This window comes from Isoptericola sp. NPDC019571 (genome assembly GCF_044389385.1).
In the GTDB taxonomy this organism is placed as follows: Bacteria; Actinomycetota; Actinomycetes; order Actinomycetales; family Cellulomonadaceae; genus Isoptericola; species Isoptericola nanjingensis.
On the sequence record NZ_JBIRXZ010000005.1, the window covers coordinates 176,763 to 196,309 of the forward strand.

The 19,547-nt window shown below is 74.6% G+C and carries 19 protein-coding genes; 13 read left to right on the forward strand and 6 right to left on the reverse strand.

Going from position 1 to position 19,547, the window contains the following annotated elements:
* Positions 1 to 24 precede the first annotated feature (24 nt).
* The 8 genes from ruvC to ACH443_RS11060 all read left to right on the forward strand — a co-directional run bounded on the left by ruvC (position 25) and on the right by ACH443_RS11060 (position 9,518).
* Complete coding sequence (ruvC, locus tag ACH443_RS11025; RefSeq protein WP_429763631.1) at positions 25 to 615, forward strand: crossover junction endodeoxyribonuclease RuvC; 591 nt, start codon at positions 25 to 27, stop codon at positions 613 to 615.
* 163 nt (positions 616 to 778) lie between these two features.
* Entirely contained in the window at positions 779 to 1,417 is a 639-nt protein-coding gene (gene ruvA, locus ACH443_RS11030) for a Holliday junction branch migration protein RuvA (RefSeq protein WP_430556744.1), read from the forward strand.
* Entirely contained in the window at positions 1,410 to 2,501 is a 1,092-nt protein-coding gene (gene ruvB / locus ACH443_RS11035; protein ID WP_429763629.1) for a Holliday junction branch migration DNA helicase RuvB, read from the forward strand. The genes ruvA and ruvB overlap by 8 nt, the downstream gene beginning before the upstream one ends.
* 166 nt (positions 2,502 to 2,667) lie before the next feature.
* Entirely contained in the window at positions 2,668 to 3,111 is a 444-nt protein-coding gene (gene yajC, locus ACH443_RS11040) for a preprotein translocase subunit YajC (RefSeq protein WP_429763628.1), read from the forward strand.
* A gap of 187 nt (positions 3,112 to 3,298) precedes the next feature.
* Complete coding sequence (gene secD / locus ACH443_RS11045; protein WP_430590317.1) at positions 3,299 to 5,359, forward strand: protein translocase subunit SecD; 2,061 nt, start codon at positions 3,299 to 3,301, stop codon at positions 5,357 to 5,359.
* Positions 5,359 to 6,456 (forward strand): protein translocase subunit SecF, encoded by a 1,098-nt coding sequence (secF, locus tag ACH443_RS11050; RefSeq protein ID WP_430590318.1) that lies wholly within the window; start codon positions 5,359 to 5,361, stop codon positions 6,454 to 6,456. Before secD ends, secF begins: the two co-directional genes overlap by 1 nt.
* A gap of 15 nt (positions 6,457 to 6,471) precedes the next feature.
* Complete coding sequence (locus ACH443_RS11055; protein WP_430590319.1) at positions 6,472 to 7,098, forward strand: adenine phosphoribosyltransferase; 627 nt, start codon at positions 6,472 to 6,474, stop codon at positions 7,096 to 7,098.
* A gap of 53 nt (positions 7,099 to 7,151) precedes the next feature.
* The gene (locus ACH443_RS11060; protein WP_429763624.1) at positions 7,152 to 9,518 is read left to right on the forward strand and encodes a RelA/SpoT family protein; all 2,367 of its coding nucleotides are present in this window, start codon (positions 7,152 to 7,154) and stop codon (positions 9,516 to 9,518) included.
* Here the strand turns inward: ACH443_RS11060 and ACH443_RS11065 are convergent.
* On the reverse strand, positions 9,461 to 9,820 hold the full coding sequence (locus tag ACH443_RS11065) for a hypothetical protein (protein WP_429763623.1): 360 nt from the start codon (positions 9,818 to 9,820) through the stop codon (positions 9,461 to 9,463). The genes ACH443_RS11060 and ACH443_RS11065 overlap by 58 nt on opposite strands.
* Before the next feature lie 102 nt (positions 9,821 to 9,922).
* Here ACH443_RS11065 and ACH443_RS11070 point away from each other — a divergent pair, with 102 nt between their 5' ends.
* The 3 genes from ACH443_RS11070 to ACH443_RS11080 all read left to right on the forward strand — a co-directional run bounded on the left by ACH443_RS11070 (position 9,923) and on the right by ACH443_RS11080 (position 12,103).
* Entirely contained in the window at positions 9,923 to 10,315 is a 393-nt protein-coding gene (locus tag ACH443_RS11070; RefSeq protein ID WP_429763622.1) for a hypothetical protein, read from the forward strand.
* Between the two features lie 10 nt (positions 10,316 to 10,325).
* Positions 10,326 to 11,480, forward strand: coding sequence for an ATP-dependent DNA ligase (locus ACH443_RS11075; protein WP_430590320.1), 1,155 nt, complete (start codon positions 10,326 to 10,328; stop codon positions 11,478 to 11,480).
* Between the two features lie 80 nt (positions 11,481 to 11,560).
* Complete coding sequence (locus ACH443_RS11080) at positions 11,561 to 12,103, forward strand: dihydrofolate reductase family protein (RefSeq protein ID WP_430590321.1); 543 nt, start codon at positions 11,561 to 11,563, stop codon at positions 12,101 to 12,103.
* Positions 12,104 to 12,106: 3 nt separating this feature from the next.
* Here the strand turns inward: ACH443_RS11080 and ACH443_RS11085 are convergent, their stop codons facing one another.
* The 4 genes from ACH443_RS11085 to ACH443_RS11100 form a co-directional block, all read right to left on the reverse strand.
* Positions 12,107 to 13,195 carry a DNA polymerase domain-containing protein gene (locus ACH443_RS11085; RefSeq protein ID WP_430590322.1) on the reverse strand — a complete coding sequence of 363 codons (1,089 nt, stop codon included), beginning with the start codon at positions 13,193 to 13,195 and terminating at the stop codon, positions 12,107 to 12,109.
* Positions 13,196 to 13,205: 10 nt separating this feature from the next.
* Positions 13,206 to 13,892: a hypothetical protein gene (locus ACH443_RS11090; RefSeq protein ID WP_430590323.1), complete on the reverse strand. Its 687-nt coding sequence runs from the start codon at positions 13,890 to 13,892 to the stop codon at positions 13,206 to 13,208.
* A gap of 109 nt (positions 13,893 to 14,001) precedes the next feature.
* Positions 14,002 to 15,780 (reverse strand): DUF349 domain-containing protein, encoded by a 1,779-nt coding sequence (locus ACH443_RS11095; RefSeq protein WP_430590324.1) that lies wholly within the window; start codon positions 15,778 to 15,780, stop codon positions 14,002 to 14,004.
* Positions 15,777 to 16,562, reverse strand: coding sequence for a peptidylprolyl isomerase (locus tag ACH443_RS11100; protein ID WP_429763616.1), 786 nt, complete (start codon positions 16,560 to 16,562; stop codon positions 15,777 to 15,779). Before ACH443_RS11100 ends, ACH443_RS11095 begins: the two co-directional genes overlap by 4 nt.
* Before the next feature lie 139 nt (positions 16,563 to 16,701).
* On the opposite strand from ACH443_RS11100, the gene ACH443_RS11105 reads away from it, so the two are divergent.
* Positions 16,702 to 17,469 (forward strand): MBL fold metallo-hydrolase, encoded by a 768-nt coding sequence (locus tag ACH443_RS11105; RefSeq protein ID WP_430590325.1) that lies wholly within the window; start codon positions 16,702 to 16,704, stop codon positions 17,467 to 17,469.
* Between the two features lie 74 nt (positions 17,470 to 17,543).
* On the forward strand, positions 17,544 to 18,962 hold the full coding sequence (gene hisS, locus ACH443_RS11110) for a histidine--tRNA ligase (RefSeq protein WP_429763614.1): 1,419 nt from the start codon (positions 17,544 to 17,546) through the stop codon (positions 18,960 to 18,962).
* Positions 18,963 to 18,974: 12 nt separating this feature from the next.
* Here hisS and ACH443_RS11115 read toward each other — a convergent pair whose 3' ends face one another.
* Positions 18,975 to 19,358 carry a VOC family protein gene (locus tag ACH443_RS11115; RefSeq protein WP_429763613.1) on the reverse strand — a complete coding sequence of 128 codons (384 nt, stop codon included), beginning with the start codon at positions 19,356 to 19,358 and terminating at the stop codon, positions 18,975 to 18,977.
* Between the last annotated feature and the right edge of the window lie 189 nt (positions 19,359 to 19,547).

Sequence of the window (19,547 nt, forward strand, 5' to 3'; positions counted from 1 at the left end):
CCGCCCGCGTGAGAGGGTGACGACGTGCGCGTGCTGGGGGTGGACCCGGGTCTGACCCGGTGCGGGGTCGGCGTCGTCGACTCGTTGCCGGGCCGCAAGGCCCGGATGGTCGACGTCGGGGTCGTGCGCAGCGAGCCCGAGCTGAGCGTCGACCTTCGGCTGCTGCGCGTCGCCGAGGGGCTCGAGGAGTGGCTCGAGCGCACGGTGCCCGACGTCGTCGCCGTGGAGCGCGTCTTCGCCCAGAACAACCGCGGCACCGTGATGGGCACCGCGCAGGTCGCCGGCCTCGCGATGGTCGCGGCCGCCCGGCGCGGCGTCCCGGTCGCGATGCACACGCCGAGCGAGGTGAAGGCCGCCGTCACCGGGTCCGGCCGCGCCGACAAGGAGCAGGTGCAGCGCATGATCGCGCGCATCCTCGGGCTCGACGAGCTGCCGCGGCCGGCCGACGCCGCCGACGCGCTCGCCCTCGCCGTCACGCACCTGTGGCGGCCGTCCGGAGCGCTCCAGGGCGGCGAGCGGAACGAGCTCACCCCGGCCCAGCGCGCCTGGGCGGCGGCCGAGCGCACCGCGCGCACCGGCTCGCACCGCGGCGCCCCCTCCCGAGCCCGGCGCTGAGCGGGACCCGGGCCGCCCGGTCGCCGTCGCGCGGCTCGTCGTGCGGCTCGTCGAGTGTCGCCCGCCCCGGCGTCGGCGCCGGTTGTTACAGTGACGCCTCGTACGGGTGTTCGACGGCCGTGTCGACGGACATCTCGACGGCCTCTTCGACGGAAGGACCACGGTGATCGCCTCCCTGACCGGCACGGTCACGCACGTGACGCTGGAGCGGGCCGTGCTCGACGTCGGCGGGGTCGGGTACCTCGTGCACGCCACCCCGGGCACCCTCGCCGGCCTGCGGGTGGGGGAGCGGGCCCAGCTGCACACCACGCTGGTCGTCCGTGAGGACTCGATGACGGTGTTCGGCTTCGCGGAGGCGGACGAACGGGAGGTCTTCGAGACCGCCCAGTCCGTGTCCGGCGTCGGGCCCCGGATCGCTCTCGCCATGCTCGCCGTGCTGACCCCCGACGCCCTGCGCCGCGCCGTCGCGTCCGAGGACCTCGCGGCGCTGCGCCGCATCCCCGGTGTCGGCCCCAAGAGCGCCCAGCGCATGGTGCTCGAGCTGTCCGGCAAGCTGGGCGCCCCGACGTCCGCCGCCGCCGGCGCCGTCGTGCCCGACGCGCCGCCCGTCGCCGCGGGAGACCCGGCGCGCGACCAGGTGGTCGAGGCGCTCGTGGGCCTGGGCTGGGCCGCCAAGGTCGCCCAGGACACCGTCGACCGGGTCCTCGCGGACGCGGGCGACGACCGCCCGGCCGACAGCCCGATCGACGTCGCGGCCACGCTGCGCGCGGCGCTGCGTTCCCTGGGCGGCCGCCGTGGCTGAGGCGGACCCGGAGTACGGCGGGGAGCGGCTCGTCACCTCCTCGGCCGACGACGTCGAGCGCGCGGCCGAGGCGGCGCTGCGCCCGAAGAAGCTCGACGAGTTCGTGGGCCAGCGCGTGGTGCGCGACCAGCTCTCCCTCGTCCTGCAGGCCGCGCTCGCCCGCGACGCGTCGCCCGACCACGTGCTCCTGTCCGGACCTCCCGGGCTCGGCAAGACCACGCTGGCGATGATCATCGCCGCCGAGCTCGGCACCTCGCTGCGGGTCACGAGCGGGCCGGCCATCCAGCACGCGGGCGACCTCGCCGCCGTCCTGTCCTCGCTGGAGGAGGGCGAGGTCCTGTTCATCGACGAGATCCACCGCCTCGCGCGCCCCGCCGAGGAGCTCCTGTACGTCGCGATGGAGGACTTCCGCGTCGACGTCGTCGTCGGCAAGGGGGCGGGCGCGAGCGCGATCCCGCTGGCGCTGCCGCCGTTCACCGTCGTCGGCGCGACGACGAGGTCGGGCCTGCTGCCCGCCCCGCTGCGCGACCGCTTCGGGTTCACCGGGCACCTCGACTTCTACGACGCCGCCGAGCTGGAGCGCGTCATCACCCGGTCCGCCGGCCTGCTCGGCGTCGACATCCAGCACGCCGCAGCGCACGAGATCGCGGGCCGGTCGCGCGGCACCCCCCGCATCGCCAACCGCCTGCTGCGCCGCGTGCGCGACTGGGCCCAGGTGCGCGGGGACGGCAGCCTCGACCTCCGGGCGGCCCGGGCGGCGCTGGAGGTCTACGAGGTCGACCCGATCGGCCTCGACCGGCTGGACCGTGCCGTGCTCGACGCCGTCTGCCGCCGGTTCGCCGGCGGTCCCGTGGGCCTGGGCACGCTCGCGATGACCGTGGGTGAGGAGCCGGACACCGTGGAGACGGTGGCCGAGCCGTACCTCGTCCGCGAAGGGCTCCTGGGCCGCACGCCGCGCGGCCGGGTCGCCACGCAGGCCGCCTGGGAGCACCTCGGGCTCGAGCCGCCGCCCGGCGCGTGGGGCGCGCCGCTCGGGGGAACCCTGTTCGACGGGTCCGACAGGGACGCCGGGCCGCCCCAGTAGACTGGGAGCGCCCCCGGCCGCCGACGGCCCAGGGCCGGAACTCGACGGGTGCCGTGCTCGTTGGGGGCCGTGTGCGCAGGACTCTGCGCCGGCGTGCCGACCGGTGCGCCCCCGACGCCCGGCAGTCGGTCGACGACCGTCGGGCAGCGACAGACAAGGACGCTCCGTGGAACTCATCATCCTCTTCGTGGTCCTCGCCGGCCTCATGTTCTTCATGAGCCAGCGGACGCGCAAGCAGCAGAAGCAGCAGGCCGAGTTCCGGTCGCAGCTCGAGCCGGGTCAGGAGGTCATGACCGGTTCGGGCCTGTTCGGCACGGTCGTGGAGATCGACGAGGCGACCGACACCGTCACCATCGAGACCGGCCCCGGCGGCGCGCAGACCCGCTGGCTGCGCGCGGCCATCGCCAAGCGCGTGGACGCGCCGGTCGAGGAGCCCGTGGCCGAGGCCGACGAGACCGACGTCACAAGCGACTCCTCCGCGACCGGTACGATCACCTCCGGCGACGGTCACATCGACGTCCCCGACGACCTGTCGAGCCTGGACACCGCGCAGCGGGAGTACCGGGAGCAGCAGCGTCGTGACGAGGGCGAGGCCGGCACCACCAAGTGACAGCATCGAAGTGACAGCACCAGCGACATGGGACGGCGGGCGCTCGCGCCCGTCGGCCTGACGACGCGCCGGTCGGGGTGATCCCGGCCGGCGCCATCACGCGCCGGCCCCGCGGCGGCGCGCAGACGGGAAGAGACAGAAGTTGGCGAACTCACGCACGAAGCGGTCGCGTCCGGTACGCACCCTCGTGGTCTTCACGATCCTGACGATCGTCCTGCCGTTCCTCGCCCTCGGCGCCGGCGTCTTCTGGGACGCCAAGTCCGACTCCAACCCGGACGGCGCGAGCTGGGCCCCGGGGCTGGCGCTCGACCTGCAGGGCGGCACGCAGCTCATCCTGAAGGCGGACACCACCGACGGGTCGCAGGTGACGTCGGCGACGATCGACGAGTCGATCAACGTCATCCGTCAGCGCATCGACTCCTCGGGCGTGTCCGAGGCGGAGATCACCGCGCAGGGCTCCCAGAACATCGTCGTCGGGATCCCCGGCGAGGTGTCGCAGGAGACCATCGACCTCATCTCGCAGCCGGCGCAGATGCGCTTCCGCCCGGTGCTGACGTACGCCGCGGGCACGCCGACCCCCGAGCCGTCCGCCTCGCCCAGCGCCGACGCCGGCGACGCGGCGCAGGACGACGCCGCCAAGGACGACGCGGCCAAGGACGACGCGGCCGCTGAGGACGCCGCCGGCGACGCGCCGAGCGGCAAGGGCGCGGGTGCGCCGCTGTCCGTCCCGGCGGACGTCGACCCGTCGGCCACGCCGACCGCCACCGCGACCCCGACCGAGGGCGACGACGCGGACCCGTCGCCGTCGGCGACCCCGGAGGGCGAGGAGGCAGCAGCCTCCGACCCGAGCGACCTGGCGCAGATCACGCCGGAGATCCAGAAGCAGTTCGAGCAGCTCGACTGCACCGACCCCGCCAACCTCAAGGGCGGCGGCGGGGACGACCCGGACAAGCCGCTGGTGACGTGCGGCGAGCAGGACGGGCTGAAGTACATCCTCGGCCCGATGGAGGTCGACGGCGTGCACATCTCGTCGGCGAGCTCCGGCCTCGTCCCCGGCGCGAACGGCACCACCACCAACGAGTGGGGCGTCTTCCTCAACTTCGACTCCGTGGGCACGAAGGAGTTCCGCGAGACCACGACCCGTCTGCAGGGTCTCGAGGCGCCGCGCAACCAGTTCGCCATCGTCCTGGACGGGCTCGTCGTCTCGGCGCCGTCCCTGTCCCCGGGCACGATCATCTCCAACGGCCAGGCGACGATCTCCGGGTCGTTCACGCGCGACTCCGCGGCCACGCTGGCCAACCAGCTGAGCTTCGGCGCCCTGCCGGTGCAGTACACCGTCGAGAGCCAGGAGGTCATCTCCGCGACCCTCGGCTCCGAGCAGCTGCGCAACGGCCTGATCGCCGGCCTCATCGGCCTCGCGCTCGTCGTCGTGTACTCGCTGCTGCAGTACCGCACGCTCGGCCTGCTGACGGTCGCGTCGCTGGTGGTCGCGGGCGTGATCACCTACGTGTCGATCGCCCTGCTCTCCTGGGGGATGGGCTATCGGCTCTCGCTCGCGGGCGTCGCCGGCCTGATCGTCGCCATCGGCTTCACGGCGGACTCGTTCATCGTGTACTTCGAACGGATCCGCGACGAGCTGCGCGACGGGCGGACCCTCGCCTACGCGGTCGAGCGCGGCTGGGCCCGCGCCCGGCGCACGGTGCTCGCCGCCAAGGCCGTCAACCTGATCTCCGCGATCATCCTGTACTTCCTCGCCGTGGGCGGCGTGCAGGGCTTCGCGTTCACCCTGGGTCTGACCACGATCATCGACGTCGCCGTCGTGTTCTGGTTCACGCACCCGATGATGGAGGTCATCACCAAGATCCCGTTCTTCCGGGACGGCCACCTGTGGTCGGGCCTGTCGCCCGAGCGCCTGCGCGCGAGCTCCGGCCCGCGGTACGCGGGCGCCGGGCGGGTGCGGATGCCGCAGCCCGCCGTGGCCGGCGCCGCCTCCGAGGGCGCCGACGCCGGCGCCGGGGCGCCGGGCGAGCGCGTGGTCGCCGAGCCCGTGCACAGCGGTGCACGGCAGGCCCCCGCGGCCCCCGTCACCGACGCCTCCGGGCGCCGGCTGACGATCGCCGAGCGGCGCGCGGCCGAGCGCCGGGCGGCCGCGGAGGAGGCGGACCCGCAGCCGGACGCAGGACCGGACGACGGATCGCCCTCGGCGACCGGTGAGAACCACTCCGGCACGAACGAGGAGAGCCGCTGATGGCCGGCATGCACTTCGCCCAGTGGGGCAACGACCTGTACACGGGCCGGCGGTCCTACCCGATCGTGCAGCGCCGCAAGCGCTGGTTCACGATCGTGGGCATCCTCGCCGTCGCGTCGATCGCCGTGATCCTGATCAAGGGCCTCACCCTCGGCATCGACTTCCGCGGCGGCACGGAGTTCACGGTGAACGACGCGAGCTCCACGGAGCAGCAGGTCGCGATCGACGCGGTGCACGAGGTGCTCCCGAACGAGGAGCCCCGCGTCGCGATCGTGGGCGGCTCGGCGGTCCGGGTGCAGACCGAGACGGTCACGCCGGAGCAGGAGGCCGCCCTGGTCACGGGCCTCGCCACCGCGTACGACGTCGACGAGTCCGCGGTGACGACGTCCTTCGTCGGCCCGACCTGGGGCGCGGGCGTCTCCATGCGGGCGCTGTGGGGCACCGTGGTGTTCGTGGTGGCCGCGGCGCTGTTCATGGCGGTGTACTTCCGCGCCTGGCGGATGTCCGTGGCGGCGATCGTCGCGATGCTCGCCGACCTGCTCATCTCGGCCGGCGTCTACGCGGCCATCGGCTGGGAGGTCACGCCGTCGACGATCATCGGCTTCCTCACCATCCTCGGCTTCTCGCTCTACGACAAGATGGTCGTGTTCGACAAGGTCCGCGAGAACACGGCGGACGTACTCACGCAGACCCGCAGCACGTACGCGGAGCGCGCCAACCTCGCCGTGAACCAGACCCTCGTGCGCTCGATCAACACGTCGGTCGTGGCGCTCCTGCCGGTGGCGAGCATCCTCTTCGTCGGCGCGTTCCTGCTGGGGGCGGGCACGCTCCGCGACCTGTCGCTGTCGCTGTTCGTCGGTATCGCCGTCGGCGCCGCGTCGTCGCTCTTCCTCGCGACGCCGCTCGACGTCGCGCTGCGGGATCGCGAGCCGAAGATCGCCGCGCACACGAAGGCGGTCCTGGCGGAGCGCGCCGGCCTGGTCGCCGAGGGCGGACACGACGCCGAGGTCGCGGCGTTCACGACAGGGTCCGCGCAGCTGATCCCGGGCCATCACCAGGGCAACCGCGCCCAGCCGCGCCGCAAGCGCGGACACTGAGCCGGGGGCCACGCGATGGATGACAGCTCAGGCTTCGGCGCGCCTGGCGGCGGGCGCCCCGGCGACCGTCCGGACGACATCGTCCTGGACGGGCTCCGGGGGCTCGGCGCCGAGCGGGCGGCGGAGGTGCGCGCGCTGATCCGCGACGTGCCGGACTACCCGCACCCGCCCGTCGTGTTCCGCGACATCACCCCGCTGCTCGCGGACGGCCCGGCGCTGGCGGACGTCGTGGAGGCGTTCGCCCGCCTCGTGGACGCGGACGGCGGCGTGGACGTCGTCGCGGGCATGGAGGCGCGGGGCTTCCTCCTGGGGGCGCCGCTCGCCACTCGCCTCGGGGTGGGGTTCCTGCCGCTGCGCAAGGCGGGCAAGCTGCCGCCGCCGGTGGAACGGGTGGACTACGACCTCGAGTACGGCTCCGCCGCGATCGAGCTGCGCACGGGAACGCTCGAGGCGGGGGCGCGTGTTCTCCTGGTCGACGACGTGCTCGCGACCGGCGGCACGGCGTGCGCGGCGGCCGAGCTCGTGGAGCGGTCGGGCGGCCAGGTGGTCGCCCTGGCGTTCCTGCTCGAGCTCGCCGGCCTGGGCGGACGCGACAGGCTGACCGGACGGACGGTCGAGGCTCTGCTCCGCGTGGAGTCGTAGACTTGCCGTCCCGGCCGGCGGCGACCCCGCGGTGGTTGCGGAAGGAGGCGCAGATGAGCGACGAGACGAAGGTCGTGCGCGCCGCCAACGCGCCCCAGGGATCGACCGGGCAGGGGGCTGTCCCGGGCCGAGGCTCGGGGTCCGGCCGGAGCGTGCGCAACCGGCTCGTGCGGCTCGGGGTGCGGGGCGCGCCGCCCACGACGCCGGCGCTGGAGCCGGTGCTCCAGGCTGTGCGCACCAACCACCCGAAGTCCGACCTCTCGGTGCTCGAGCGCGCCTACGCGACGGCGGAGCGGTGTCACCGGGGCCAGGAGCGCAAGTCCGGCGACCCGTACATCACGCACCCGGTCGCCGTGGCGACCATCCTCGCCGAGCTCGGGTTCGACGGCGCGACCCTGGCGGCCGCGCTGCTGCACGACACGGTCGAGGACACGGACTACGGGCTCGACGAGCTGACCCGCGAGTACGGCGAGGAGATCGCCATGCTCGTCGACGGCGTCACCAAGCTGGACAAGGTGAAGTACGGCGACGCCGCCCAGGCGGAGACCGTGCGCAAGATGGTCGTGGCGATGGCCAAGGACATCCGCGTGCTGGTCATCAAGCTCGCGGACCGGCTGCACAACGCCCGCACGTGGAAGTACGTCTCCGGCTCGTCGGCGCAGCGCAAGGCGCGCGAGACGCTGGAGATCTACGCCCCGCTGGCGCACCGGCTGGGCATGAACACCATCAAGTGGGAGCTGGAGGACCTGTCCTTCCAGACGCTCTACCCCAAGGTGTACGACGAGATCGTGCACCTGGTGGCGGAGCGCGCGCCCGCCCGCGAGGAGTACCTGTCGGTGGTGCGGGAGCAGATCTCCGCCGACCTGCGCAGCGCGAAGATCAAGGCGACGGTCACCGGCCGCCCGAAGCACTACTACTCGATCTACCAGAAGATGATCGTCCGCGGGCACGACTTCGCGGAGATCTACGACCTGGTCGGCACGCGCGTCCTCGTGGACACGGTGCGGGACTGCTACGCGGTGCTCGGCGCGCTCCACGCGCGCTGGAACCCGGTCCCGGGCCGGTTCAAGGACTACATCGCGATGCCGAAGTTCAACATGTACCAGTCGCTGCACACGACGGTCGTGGGCCCTGGCGGCAAGCCCGTCGAGATCCAGATCCGCACGCACGACATGCACCGTCGCGCGGAGTACGGCGTCGCCGCGCACTGGAAGTACAAGCAGATGGCGCCTGCCGGCAAGACGACGTCGGACGACCCGCGCGCCAACGACATGGCGTGGCTGCGCCAGCTCGTGGACTGGCAGCGCGAGACCGCCGACCCGAGCGAGTTCCTCGACTCGCTGCGCTACGAGATCGGCGGCGCGGAGGTGTACGTCTTCACGCCGAAGGGCGAGGTGATGGCGCTGCCCGCCGGGGCGACGCCGGTCGACTTCGCGTACTCGGTGCACACCGAGGTGGGCCACCGCACCATGGGGGCCCGCGTCAACGGACGGCTCGTGCCGCTGGACTCGACGCTGCAGAACGGCGACACGGTCGACATCCTCACCTCCAAGGCGGAGTCCGCGGGCCCCTCGCGCGACTGGCTCGCCTTCGTGAAGTCGGCGCGCGCCCGCAACAAGATCCGCCAGTGGTTCACCAAGGAGCGGCGCGAGGAGGCGATCGAGCAGGGCAAGGACGCCATCACCAAGGCGATGCGCAAGCAGAACCTGCCGATCCAGCGCCTGCTCAGCCACGAGGCGCTGGTCGGGCTGGCGAACGACATGCGCTACGCCGACGTCTCCGCGCTCTACGCGGCGGTGGGCGAGGGGCACGCGTCCGCGCCGCACGTCGTCGACCTGCTGGTCAAGTCGCTGGGCGGCGAGGAGGGCACCGAGGAGGACGCCGCAGAGGCCGCGGCCCCCGGCCGCCCGTCGCGCCGCGGCCGCACCGGCGACCCCGGCGTCGTCGTCAAGGGCGTGGACGACATCTGGGTGAAGCTCGCCAAGTGCTGCACCCCGGTGCCCGGCGACTCGATCGTCGGCTTCGTGACCCGCGGCGCTGGCGTCAGCGTGCACCGCGCGGACTGCGCCAACGCCGAGCAGCTGGCCAAGGCGCAGCCCGAGCGCATGGTGGACGTGTCCTGGACCACGGGCGCCAACACGATGTTCCTGGTGCAGATCCAGGTCGAGGCGCTCGACCGGTCGCGGCTGCTGTCCGACGTCACCAAGGTGCTGTCGGACTACCACGTCAACATCCTGTCGGCGTCGGTCTCGACGTCGTCCGACCGGATCGCCCTGTCGAAGTTCGTCTTCGAGATGGCGGAGCCCGGCCACCTGCAGCAGGTGCTCACCGCGGTGCGCAAGGTAGACGGCGTCTTCGACGTCTACCGCATCACCGGGACGAGGGCCGCCGACGTGCACCAGGAGTCGGCGGGAGCCTGAGCGACTCCAGCAGCCCCCGGCCGGTCGGGGCGGGCAGCCGCACGGCGCCGTCGGCGCGCAGCCCGCTGAGCAGGAGGCCGACGAGCCGGCGCGAGGCGACCGCGGCCTCCTCCGGTGTGGCGGCCACCGACGCCGCTGTCGGCCATGACGACGAGCGCGAGGTCGTCGCGGGTGACGGCGAACAGCTCGCGCGCCGCGGCGACGATCCGGTCGCGGTTGTGGCGGGCGTCGGCCCGCTGCGCGGCCGTGGCGCCGTCCGCGGGGCGCGCGGCCGGGCGGGTGTGAGAGTGCTCGGCGGTCATCGCTCTCACTCGAGGCGGAAGTGGACGAGTCGTTCCGGTTGCCTTGCTAGCGTGACGGGGCGCCGACCGGCGTCCCCGCCGCGCGTCAGGAAGGAACACCTCATGCCGAGCCTGGGCTCGCCCCGCTCCCGCCGCTTCGTCACCCGGTTCAACGCCGGGGTGCTCGCCTGGCGCAGGTCGCCCCGCTGGGGCGGAGCGCTCCGCCGCACCCTCACGATCGTCCGGTACACGGGGCGCCGGTCGGGGCGCGAGTTCGCGATCCCGGTCGGGTACCGCCGCCGGGGGGACGAGGTCGTCATCGGGGTCGGGATGCCGGACGCCAAGAGCTGGTGGCGCAACTTCCTGGGCGAGGGCGCCCCCCTGACGGTCGAGCTCGACGGCGCCGAGCGCGGAGGGCACGCGGTCGCGCACCGGGACGACGCCGGCAGGGTGACCGTCCGGGTGCGGCTCGAGTTCCCGAGGCGAGCGGAGGTGCCAGCCCACCTCCCGGAGTAGGTTCGCCAGCATGACACTGCCGCTCGAACCGCCCGTGCTGCCCATGCTCGCGAAGTCGGTGCCGGACGTGCCGGACCAGCCTCCGGGCGACGACGTCTGGGTGTACGAGCCGAAGTGGGACGGGTTCCGCGCCCTGGTGTTCCGCGACGGCGACGACGTGCGGATCGACTCCCGCAACGGTCGGCCGATGCAGCGCTACTTCCCGGACGTGGTGGACGCGGCGCTCGACGCGCTGCCGCAGCGCTGCGTCGTCGACGGCGAGATCGTGGTCGTGCGCCCCGGGGACGGCGCGGCCCGGGCGGCGCACCTGGACTTCGACGCCCTGGGCCAACGGATCCACCCCGCCGAGTCGCGGGTGCGGCTCCTCGCGTCGGAGACGCCGGCCAGCCTCGTCGTCTTCGACGTCCTCGCCCTCGGCGGCGACGACCTGTCCGGGCGGCCGCTGCGCGAACGGCTCGAGGCGCTCGACGGGCTGGCGCTCGACGGGCCGCAGGTGCACGCCACGCCCCGCACGCAGGACGCCGGCGTCGCGCGCGACTGGTTCGAGGCGTTCGAGGGCGCGGGCCTCGACGGCGTGGTCGCAAAACGGCTCGACGACCCGTACCAGCCGAACAAGCGGGCGCTGCTGAAGATCAAGCACGCCCGCACGGCCGACGTGGTCCTCGCCGGCTACCGGCTGCACAAGACGTCGACGCCCTCGACGCCGCTCATCGGCTCGCTCCTGCTGGGCCTGTACGCACAGGAGGACGACCCCGACAGCCTGCAGTTCGTCGGCGTCTCCGCGTCGTTCCCCGCCGCACGCCGGGCGGCCCTGCACGCCGAGCTCGCACCGCTCGTCGTGGAACCGGGCACCGAGGACGCCGCCGCGCACCCGTGGGCGGACTGGCAGGACCCGGCGGTCGCGGACGGCAGCGCGGGCGAGAGGCGCCCGGGAGCGCAGTCGCGCTGGAGCGCCGGCAAGGACCTGTCCTTCACGCCGCTGCGCGTGGAGCGGGTGCTGGAGGTCGGCTATGACCACATGGAGGGCGCGCGCTTCCGGCACACCGCGCAGTTCAAGCGGTGGCGCCCCGACCGCGAGCCGTCGTCGTGCACCTACGACCAGCTCGAGGAACCGGTCGGCTACGACCTCGCGAGCCTCCTGCCCGGGGCTCCGGGCACCGCCTGAGCCCACCGATCGGCGGGCCGCCGATGAGTCGAGGCCCCCGGGCGGGTCTGGGGAGCATGGGCACACTGAGGTACGGACTGATGAGCTGTTCCATCGACGGCTACGTGGCCGACGCGTCGGGCGACTTCGACTGGGGCGCACCGGACGACGCCGTCCACGCGTTCATCAACGACCGGGTCCGGGACGTGCGGACCTTCGTCGTGGGCCGCCGCATGTTCGAGACGATGCGCGTGTGGGACACGTGGGAGCCCGGGCAGAGCGACGCCGCGGACGAGTTCGCCGAGATCTGGCGCGGGATCGACAAGATCGTCTGCTCCGACGGCCTCGTGGCGGAGCAGGGCACGGTCGACGCGCCCCGCACCACGTTCGAGGCGCGCCTCACCCCCGAGCGCCTGGCCGAGATCGCGGCGGGGACCGACGGCGTCGTCGAGGTCTCGGGCCCGACGACCGCCGCGGTGGCGCTGCTGGCCGGAGTGGTCGACGAGATGACGGTACGCGTGGTGCCGCACGTCGCCGGCGGCGGGCTGCGCCTGCTGCCCGACGGGATGCAGGCCGACCTCACGCGCGCCGAGTGCGTCCCGCTCGGCGACGGGTCGGTCTTCCTGCGGTACACGCGTCCCTGACGGTCAGGTGCGCTTGCGGTCGGTGTCCCGGCTGGGCTGCACACGCTTGGGCTCGCCGGGCATCTTGGGATACTCCGGCGGGTAGGGCAGGTCGCCCAGGCCGTGCTCCTCCTCGTCGCGGCGCGCGAGCTCGAGCGCGGCGTCGAGGGAGCAGTCCAGCACCGGGTCGCGGTCGGCGCGCAGGGCGGCGAACAGGTCGCCGCGCTCGGCGAACCGGGCGGGGACGGTCGTGACGTCGAAGTCGTCCGGGTGCACCTCGCCGACCTCGTCCCACTCCAGCGGGGTGGAGACGGTGGCGCGCTTGTTCGCCCGGACGGAGTACGCGGAGGCGATGGTGCGGTCGCGGGCCATCTGGTTGTAGTCGACGAAGATCGCCTCGCCCCGCTCCTCCTTCCACCACTTCGTCGTGACGTGGTCGGGGAGGCGGCGCTCCAGCTCGCGGCCGACCGCGATCGTGGCGCGCCGGGCCTGCTGGAAGGACCAGCGGGGCGCGAGCGGGACGAAGACGTGCAGGCCGCGCCCGCCCGAGGTCTTGGGGTACCCGGTGAGCCCGAGCTCCGTGAGCAGGTCGCGCAGGTGGGGCGCGACGGCCGCGGCGTCGTCGAAGGAGGTGCCGGGCTGCGGGTCGAGGTCGATGCGCAGCTGGTCGACCGCCTCGACGTCGTCGCGGCGCACGGGCCACGGGTGGAAGGTCAGGGTGCCGAGGTTCGCCGCCCAGGCGACGACGGCGAGCTCGGTCGGCGCCACCTCGTCGGCGGTGCGCCCGCTGGGGAAGGCGATGGTCGCGGTCTCGACCCAGTCGGGGGCTCCCTTGGGCAGCCGCTTCTGGTAGAAGGCGTCGCCGCGGTTGTCGGCGCGCGTCGCCATCACCGCCTCGGGCCACCAGCCCTTCGGCCACCGCTCGAGCGTCGTGGGCCGGTGCAGCAGCGCGCCGAGGATCCCGTCGCCCACCGACAGGAAGTACTCGACGATCTCGCGCTTCGTAAGGCCCGGGCGGTCGGGCAGCTCGGGGAAGACGACGCGGTCGGGGCTGGAGACGCGCACGGCGCGGCCAGCGGCGTCGAGCTCGACGGCGGGTGCGGCGGAGGCCATGCGGCTCAACCTAGGGCAGGGCGGCGGGCGCCGCACGGAGGGCGGCGGCCCGGGCCAGCACGCGGCGGGCCCGCGGGCGTCCGACGACGCGGACGCGACGTTCCAGCAGCGCGGCCGCGTCCGGGAGAGCGAGGCCGCAGGAGTCCGCGACGACGCGGGCGAGGCGGGTCGCGTCCTCCTCGCCCGGCACGTGCACCGCCACGTCGACCACGGTCCGCAGCGGCGCGGTCACCCGCACCCCGGCCAGCTCGACGACGTCGCCGCGCAGCAGCGGCGCCTGCCACACGAGCCCCGCTCCCCAGAGCTCGGGCCGGTGCCCGCCGGCCGGGTAGGTGACGTCGAGGTGCTCGGCGGACCGGGTGCCCGCCAGCCGGCCGGCGTGCACCCACGCCGCCGTGCGCCCGGCGGCCACGGCCCCCGCGGGCAGCGACCCGGCCAGCAGCGCGGCCCGCAGCACGGGGGTCACGGTCGTGCCGGCGACGACGGCCGCGTCGTCGCGCACCACCTCGAGGGAGCCGTCGCGCACGAGGACGTCCCACGCCGCCCGCCCGCCGACGTCCGCCGGGCGTACCAGGGGACCGGACGCGCGTCCCGGCGCCGTGAGCAGGTCACCGAGCCGCCGCGGAGCGACCGGGGACCGGAGGCGGTCGCCCGTGGGTGGGCCGGGCGGTGCGGGGAGGACGACGAAGGGGCTCACGACGCGGAAACTATCCGGTCGTGAGCCCCTTCGGGCACCGCCTGTGGATCGTCGCGCGCACGCGCCGTCCGGTCGGGCCCCGCCCGGTCAGGCCGGCGGCCGTGCGCCGTCAGCCGCGGGTGTCCTCCGCGGCGCGGACGACCTGCTCGAGCCAGGCGCGCCGCGCGGCGAGCGCCGTCTCGGCCTCCTCGACGCGCCGCGCGTCACCCGACTCGCGCGCCTCGGCGAGATCGCGCTCGAGCCCCTCGATGGCGGCCTCGAGCTGTGCCGCGGCACCCTCGGCCCGCGCGCGGGTCTCGGGGTTGGTGCGATCCCAGCGAGCCTGCTCGGCCCCCCGGACGGCCGTCTCGACCGCCCGCATGCGGGCCTCGACGCGCTGGATGTCCCCGCGCGGCACCTTGCCGGCCTCCTCCCAGCGGTCCTGGAGGTCGCGCAGTTTCTCCTTCGCCGCGGCCAGGTCCTTGACGGGCAGGAGGGCCTCGGCCTCGGCGAGCAGCGCCTCCTTGACCTCGAGGTTCTGCCCGTACTCGGCGTCGATCGCCGCGTTCTCGGCGTCGCGGGCGCCGAAGAACGCGTCCTGCGCCGCCCGGAACCGGGCCCAGAGCGCGTCGTCGTCCTTGCGGCTGGCACGCCCCGCGGCCTTCCACTGCGCCATGAGGTCGCGGTAGGCGGCGGCGGTCGCTCCCCAGTCGGTGCTGGTCTGCAGGGACTCCGCCTCGGCGACCAGCTGCTCCTTGGCCGCCTTGGCCGTCGAGTTGCGCTGCTCGAGGTCGGCGAAGAAGTGCCGCCGCTCCCGGTCGAACGCGGTGCGCGCGTGGCTGAACCGCTTCCAGAGGGCCTCCTCCGAGGGGCGGTCGATGCGCGGCCCGCTGCGCTGCGCCTCCTTCCAGCGATCCAGGAGGCCCCGCAGCTCCTCGCCTGCCGGGCGCCACTGCATCTTGGCGGGGTCGGTGGCGGCGATCTTCTCCGCGGCCTCGACGATCGCGGTGCGGGCGGCGACGGCCTCGGCCTTGGCGGCCGCACGCTCCTGCTCGAGCGCGGCCCGGCGCTCCGCCGCGCGTGCCTTGAGGCCCTCCACGCGGGCCCGCAAGGCGTCCAGGTCGCCGACGGCGGCGGGCTCGCCCGTCTCCTCCGCGAGCTTCGCGAGGGTCTGGTCGATCTCGCGCACCGACAGGTCGGCGCTGTCCAGCCGGGTCTCGAACAGCGCGACCTTGGCGTCCAGGTCCAGGTAGCGCCGCACGTAGAGACTCATCGCCTCCGAGGCGTCCACGCCGGGGAACTGGCCCACCTGGCGCTCGCCGGCGGCCTCCCGCACGAACACCGTGCCGTCGTCGTCCACCCGACCGAACGCCTCCGCGGCGGACGCCGCGGCCGCGTCCAGCGCCGGGGGGACGACCGGCGCCGCAGGCGTCGTTGGCTCGGCCGGCGGCACGTCGGCGGGTGTGGGCGCGGCCGGGCGGCGCAGCGCCGACGGCTTGGGCGCGCCCGGGCGGGGCGGCTTCGGCACGGCGGACGGCTTCGGCGCCGCGGGAGTCGCCGGGGCGGGCGCGGCGGTCGCCTCGGCCTCGGCCTCGGCGGCCTCGGGCTCAGCGCTCGTCCCGGTCGTCCCGGTGGTCTCGGTCGACTCGGCCACGGGGGCCGTCTCGGCGGCCTCGGCGGGAGCCTGCTCCGCGGTCTCGGGCTCCGCGGTCTCGGGCTCCGGGGTCTCCTGCGCGGGCTCGGCCGGGGGAGCCGGGTCCGTGGTCTCGCCCGGGACGGGCTGCGGGTCCGCCGCGGGAGCCGGCGGGGTCGCCTCGTCCGGGGTCGTCTGCGATGGAGTCTCGGCCGTCTCCTCGGTGCCGGCCGGGGTCTCCTCGGGGCCGGTCGAGCCGGGGGTGCTCTCGCTCACTGGGTCTCCACTCCTTCGATGATGACGGGGGTCGCGGGGGAGCCGTCGCCGGCCCCTCCGTCGACGCCCTCGTCAGCGACTGCCTGGACGGCGTCCAGGCCGGACGTGACGGTGCCGAGCACCGTGTACCCGCCCGCGGTGTCGGACGGGATGGTCGAATCCTGGTACACGATGAAGAACTGCGAGCCCATCGACTCGCCGTCGTCGCCGCGGCGGGCCATCGCGATGGTCCCGGCGGGGTAGACGTCGTCCTCCGGGGCGTTCTCGATCGGGCCGTACGAGTAGCCGGGGTCACCGGTCCCGGTCCCCGTGGGGTCGCCGCACTGCAGGACGTAGATGCCCTGGGTGGTGAGGCGGTGGCAGGGGGTGCCGTCGTAGTAGCCCTGGTCCGCGAGCGACACGAAGCTCGCGACGCCCTGCGGGGCGGCGGCGCCGTCCAGCTCGAGGACGAGGTCCGTCTCCGTGCCGCCGGCGCACAGGTCGACGGTCGCGGTCCACGTGCGGTCCTCGGCAGCCGAGGGGTCGGGCAGGTCCCCGCCGTCGCGGGCGCCGACCTCCGCCGCGGGGCAGTCACCTGCGGCCTGCGGCGTCGACGATGCTGCGGGGTTCGCGGCACCGCCCAGGTTCGCGACGACGAACCCGCCGCCCACCAGGGCGAGCACCGCCACGATCGCCACGATCGCGAACGTCCGCTGCCGCCGGGCGCGCGCCTGCGCCTGCCGCTGCTCCCACTGCTGCTGCCGCTTGCGGGCGTACTCCCGCTCGCGCTTGGTGGCCGCCAACGCGCGGTCCTCCTCGCCTCGTCCCGGTCGCCGCACGGGAACTCCCGCGCGCGGGGGACAGTCTAGAGGCCGGGACGCAGGTCACATCCGCTACGGCGGCGGCGACCCCGGGCCGGGCCGCGGCGGCTACGGTGGCGCGGTGCAGATCCTCCTCGTCGTCGCGCCCGTCTTCGCCACCAACTGCAGCGTCGTGGTCGCCGGCGCAGAGGGCCGGGACGCCGACTGCGTGGTCGTGGACGCCGGGGCGGGGGTCGCCCCCGACGTCGAGCGCCTGGTCGCCGAGCGCGGCCTGGTCCCGCGCGCCGTCGTCGCGACCCACGGGCACGTGGACCACACCTGGGACGCCGCGGCGCTCTGCGAGCGGTACGACGTCCCGTTCCGCATTCATCCCGCGGACGCCTACCGCCTGGCCGACCCGTTCGGGACGCTGGGCCTCGCTGCGGTGCGCGACGGCGGCGACCCGGGGGTGAGCGGCGCGCTCGCGCAGGCGCTCGCGGCCACGGGCCGGCGGGCCGAGGACTACCGCGCGCCGGCCGTCGTCGAGCCGCTCGACCTCGGACCCGACGGCGAGGGGGCGCTCGCTGCGGGAGCGGTGCGGCTGCGCACGCTGCACGCTCCGGGGCACACCGAGGGCTCGACGCTCCTCGTCGTCCGGGACGGCGACCACGACGGCGACTCTGGCGGCGACCACGGCGGCGGCGTCGTCCTCGCGGGAGACGTGCTCTTCGCGGGCGGGGTCGGGCGCACCGACCTGCCGGGTGGAGACGCCGCCACCATGGCGCGCACGCTGCGCGACGTCGTGGGCGCGCTCGGCCCGGAGCTCGGCGTCGTGCCCGGCCACGGCCCGACCACCACCGTCGGCCGCGAGCTGGCGACGAACCCCTTCCTGCGCCCGCACCTGCGCTGATCCGTCCCGTCCGCCCCGTCCCCGGCGGTGGGACGGGTCCGGACACGGCCCCGGCGTCTGGGAGGATAAGGCCCATGGCACGCCCCACCCCGCTCTCCGGCTTCCCCGAATGGCTCCCCGACGGTCGCGTCGTCGAGCAGCACGTCCTCGACACGCTGCGGCGGACGTTCGAGCTGCACGGGTTCGCCGGTATCGAGACGCGGGCGGTGGAGCCGCTCGACCAGCTGCTGCGCAAGGGCGAGACCTCGAAGGAGGTCTACGTGCTGCGCCGGCTGCAGGAGGAGCAGGACGGCGACGCCGAGGGATCGAGGGCCGACAGGGCAGCGGCGGCCGAGAAGCAGCTCGGCCTGCACTTCGACCTCACCGTCCCGTTCGCGCGGTACGTGCTGGAGAACGCCGGCCGCCTCGCCTTCCCTTTCAAGCGCTACCAGATCCAGAAGGTCTGGCGCGGCGAGCGCCCCCAGGACGGCCGCTTCCGCGAGTTCGTCCAGGCCGACATCGACGTCGTCGGCGCGGGCGAGCTGCCCTACCACTACGAGGTCGAGCTCCCGCTCGTCATGGCCGAGGCGCTCGGCGCGCTGCGCGACGTCGGCGTGCCCGAGGTCCGCATCCTCGTGAACAACCGCAAGGTCGCCGAGGGCTTCTACCGCGGCCTGGGGCTCGACGACGTCGAGGGCGTGCTGCGCCAGGTCGACAAGCTCGACAAGATCGGGCCGGACGCCGTCGCGGAGCTGCTGCAGGCGGAGCAGGGCGCCGCCCCCGAGCAGGCCAAGGCGTGCCTCGAGCTCGCCGCGATCTCGGGCGCGGACACGACCGTGGTGGACCGGGTCCGGGCCCTCGCGGCGTCCTACGACGCGGGCACGGAGCTGCTCGAGACGGGGCTGGGCGAGCTCGCCGCGCTGATCGAGGCGGCCGCACGCCGCGCTCCCGGCGTCGTCGTCGCGGACCTGAAGATCGCGCGCGGCCTCGACTACTACACCGGGTCGGTCTACGAGACGGTGCTGGTGGGGCACGAGCAGCTCGGCTCGATCTGCTCGGGCGGGCGCTACGACACCCTCGCCTCCGACGGCAAGAACACGTACCCGGGCGTCGGCCTGTCGATCGGCGTCTCCCGCCTCGTCTCGCGGCTCCTGTCCGCAGGGCTGGTCGCCGCGACGCGCGGCGTGCCCACGGCCGTGCTGGTCGCCGTCACGGACGAGGCGCACCGGGACCGGTCCGACGCGGTCGCGGCGGCCCTGCGCGCCCGTGGGGTTCCCGCCGACGTCGCGCCGTCGGCGGCGAAGTTCGGCAAGCAGATCAAGGTGGCCGACCGCCGCGGCATCCCGTTCGTGTGGTTCCCGGCGCAGCCGGGCGAGGACGGCACCGAGCCCGCCGTCCTGTCCGGCGAGGTGAAGGACATCCGCTCGGGGGAGCAGGTGGACGCGGACGCCGCGACGTGGGAGCCGCCGGCGGAGGACCTGTTCCCGCGGGTCGTGCCGGCCGCCGCCGAGTGAACCCGGCGTCCCTCAGGCCTCGATGAGCGCGACGACGTTGCGCGCCGGGTCCCGGAACCAGCCGATGGTCGGGCCCTGGCGCGGGTCGTCGCTGCGCACGACGCCGTCGGCGTCCTGGGCGAACCCCGGGTAGCGCACCAGGTCCACGCCGGCGGCGTGCAGGTCCGCCGCCGCGGCGGCGACGTCGGGCACGACGAGGTTGAGCACGGTGTGGCTCGCGGGCTCGTGGGCCTCGCCCTTCGGGTAGACGAAGACGGCGCTGCCGCCGGTGACGTCCAGCTCGAGCCCCATGGACGTGCGGTGCACGCGGAGCCCCACGACGTCCCGGTAGAACGACTCGACGGCGTCGAGGTCGTCGACGGAGAAGCTGCTGAAGCCACGCTGCACGGTGATCACGGGGGTCTCCTCGGGTCGGGAAGCAGCCGGCGGGGACCGGCCTGAGAGGTGGACCCCGCGGGCGGCCGGAACTGATCGGGAGCCATCCCGCGGGGGTTGTCCCCCGAAGACCCTGAGGCGCCCCTGAGATTCACCCTGATCTCGCCGCTGACCTGGCCGGACGGCGCCCGGGGGACGGTACGGTGACCG

What these genes read in the sequence shown, in the direction of transcription:
- secF (WP_430590318.1), top strand. Translation starts at nt 5,359, where the DNA reads ATGGCCGGCATGCACTTCGCCCAGTGGGGCAACGACCTGTACACGGGC.
- ACH443_RS11055 (WP_430590319.1), top strand. Translation starts at nt 6,472, where the DNA reads ATGGATGACAGCTCAGGCTTCGGCGCGCCTGGCGGCGGGCGCCCCGGC.
- ACH443_RS11060 (WP_429763624.1), top strand. Translation starts at nt 7,152, where the DNA reads ATGAGCGACGAGACGAAGGTCGTGCGCGCCGCCAACGCGCCCCAGGGA.
- ACH443_RS11065 (WP_429763623.1), bottom strand. Translation starts at nt 9,820, where the DNA reads ATGACCGCCGAGCACTCTCACACCCGCCCGGCCGCGCGCCCCGCGGAC.
- ACH443_RS11070 (WP_429763622.1), top strand. Translation starts at nt 9,923, where the DNA reads ATGCCGAGCCTGGGCTCGCCCCGCTCCCGCCGCTTCGTCACCCGGTTC.
- ACH443_RS11075 (WP_430590320.1), top strand. Translation starts at nt 10,326, where the DNA reads ATGACACTGCCGCTCGAACCGCCCGTGCTGCCCATGCTCGCGAAGTCG.
- ACH443_RS11080 (WP_430590321.1), top strand. Translation starts at nt 11,561, where the DNA reads ATGAGCTGTTCCATCGACGGCTACGTGGCCGACGCGTCGGGCGACTTC.
- ACH443_RS11085 (WP_430590322.1), bottom strand. Translation starts at nt 13,195, where the DNA reads ATGGCCTCCGCCGCACCCGCCGTCGAGCTCGACGCCGCTGGCCGCGCC.
- hisS (WP_429763614.1), top strand. Translation starts at nt 17,544, where the DNA reads ATGGCACGCCCCACCCCGCTCTCCGGCTTCCCCGAATGGCTCCCCGAC.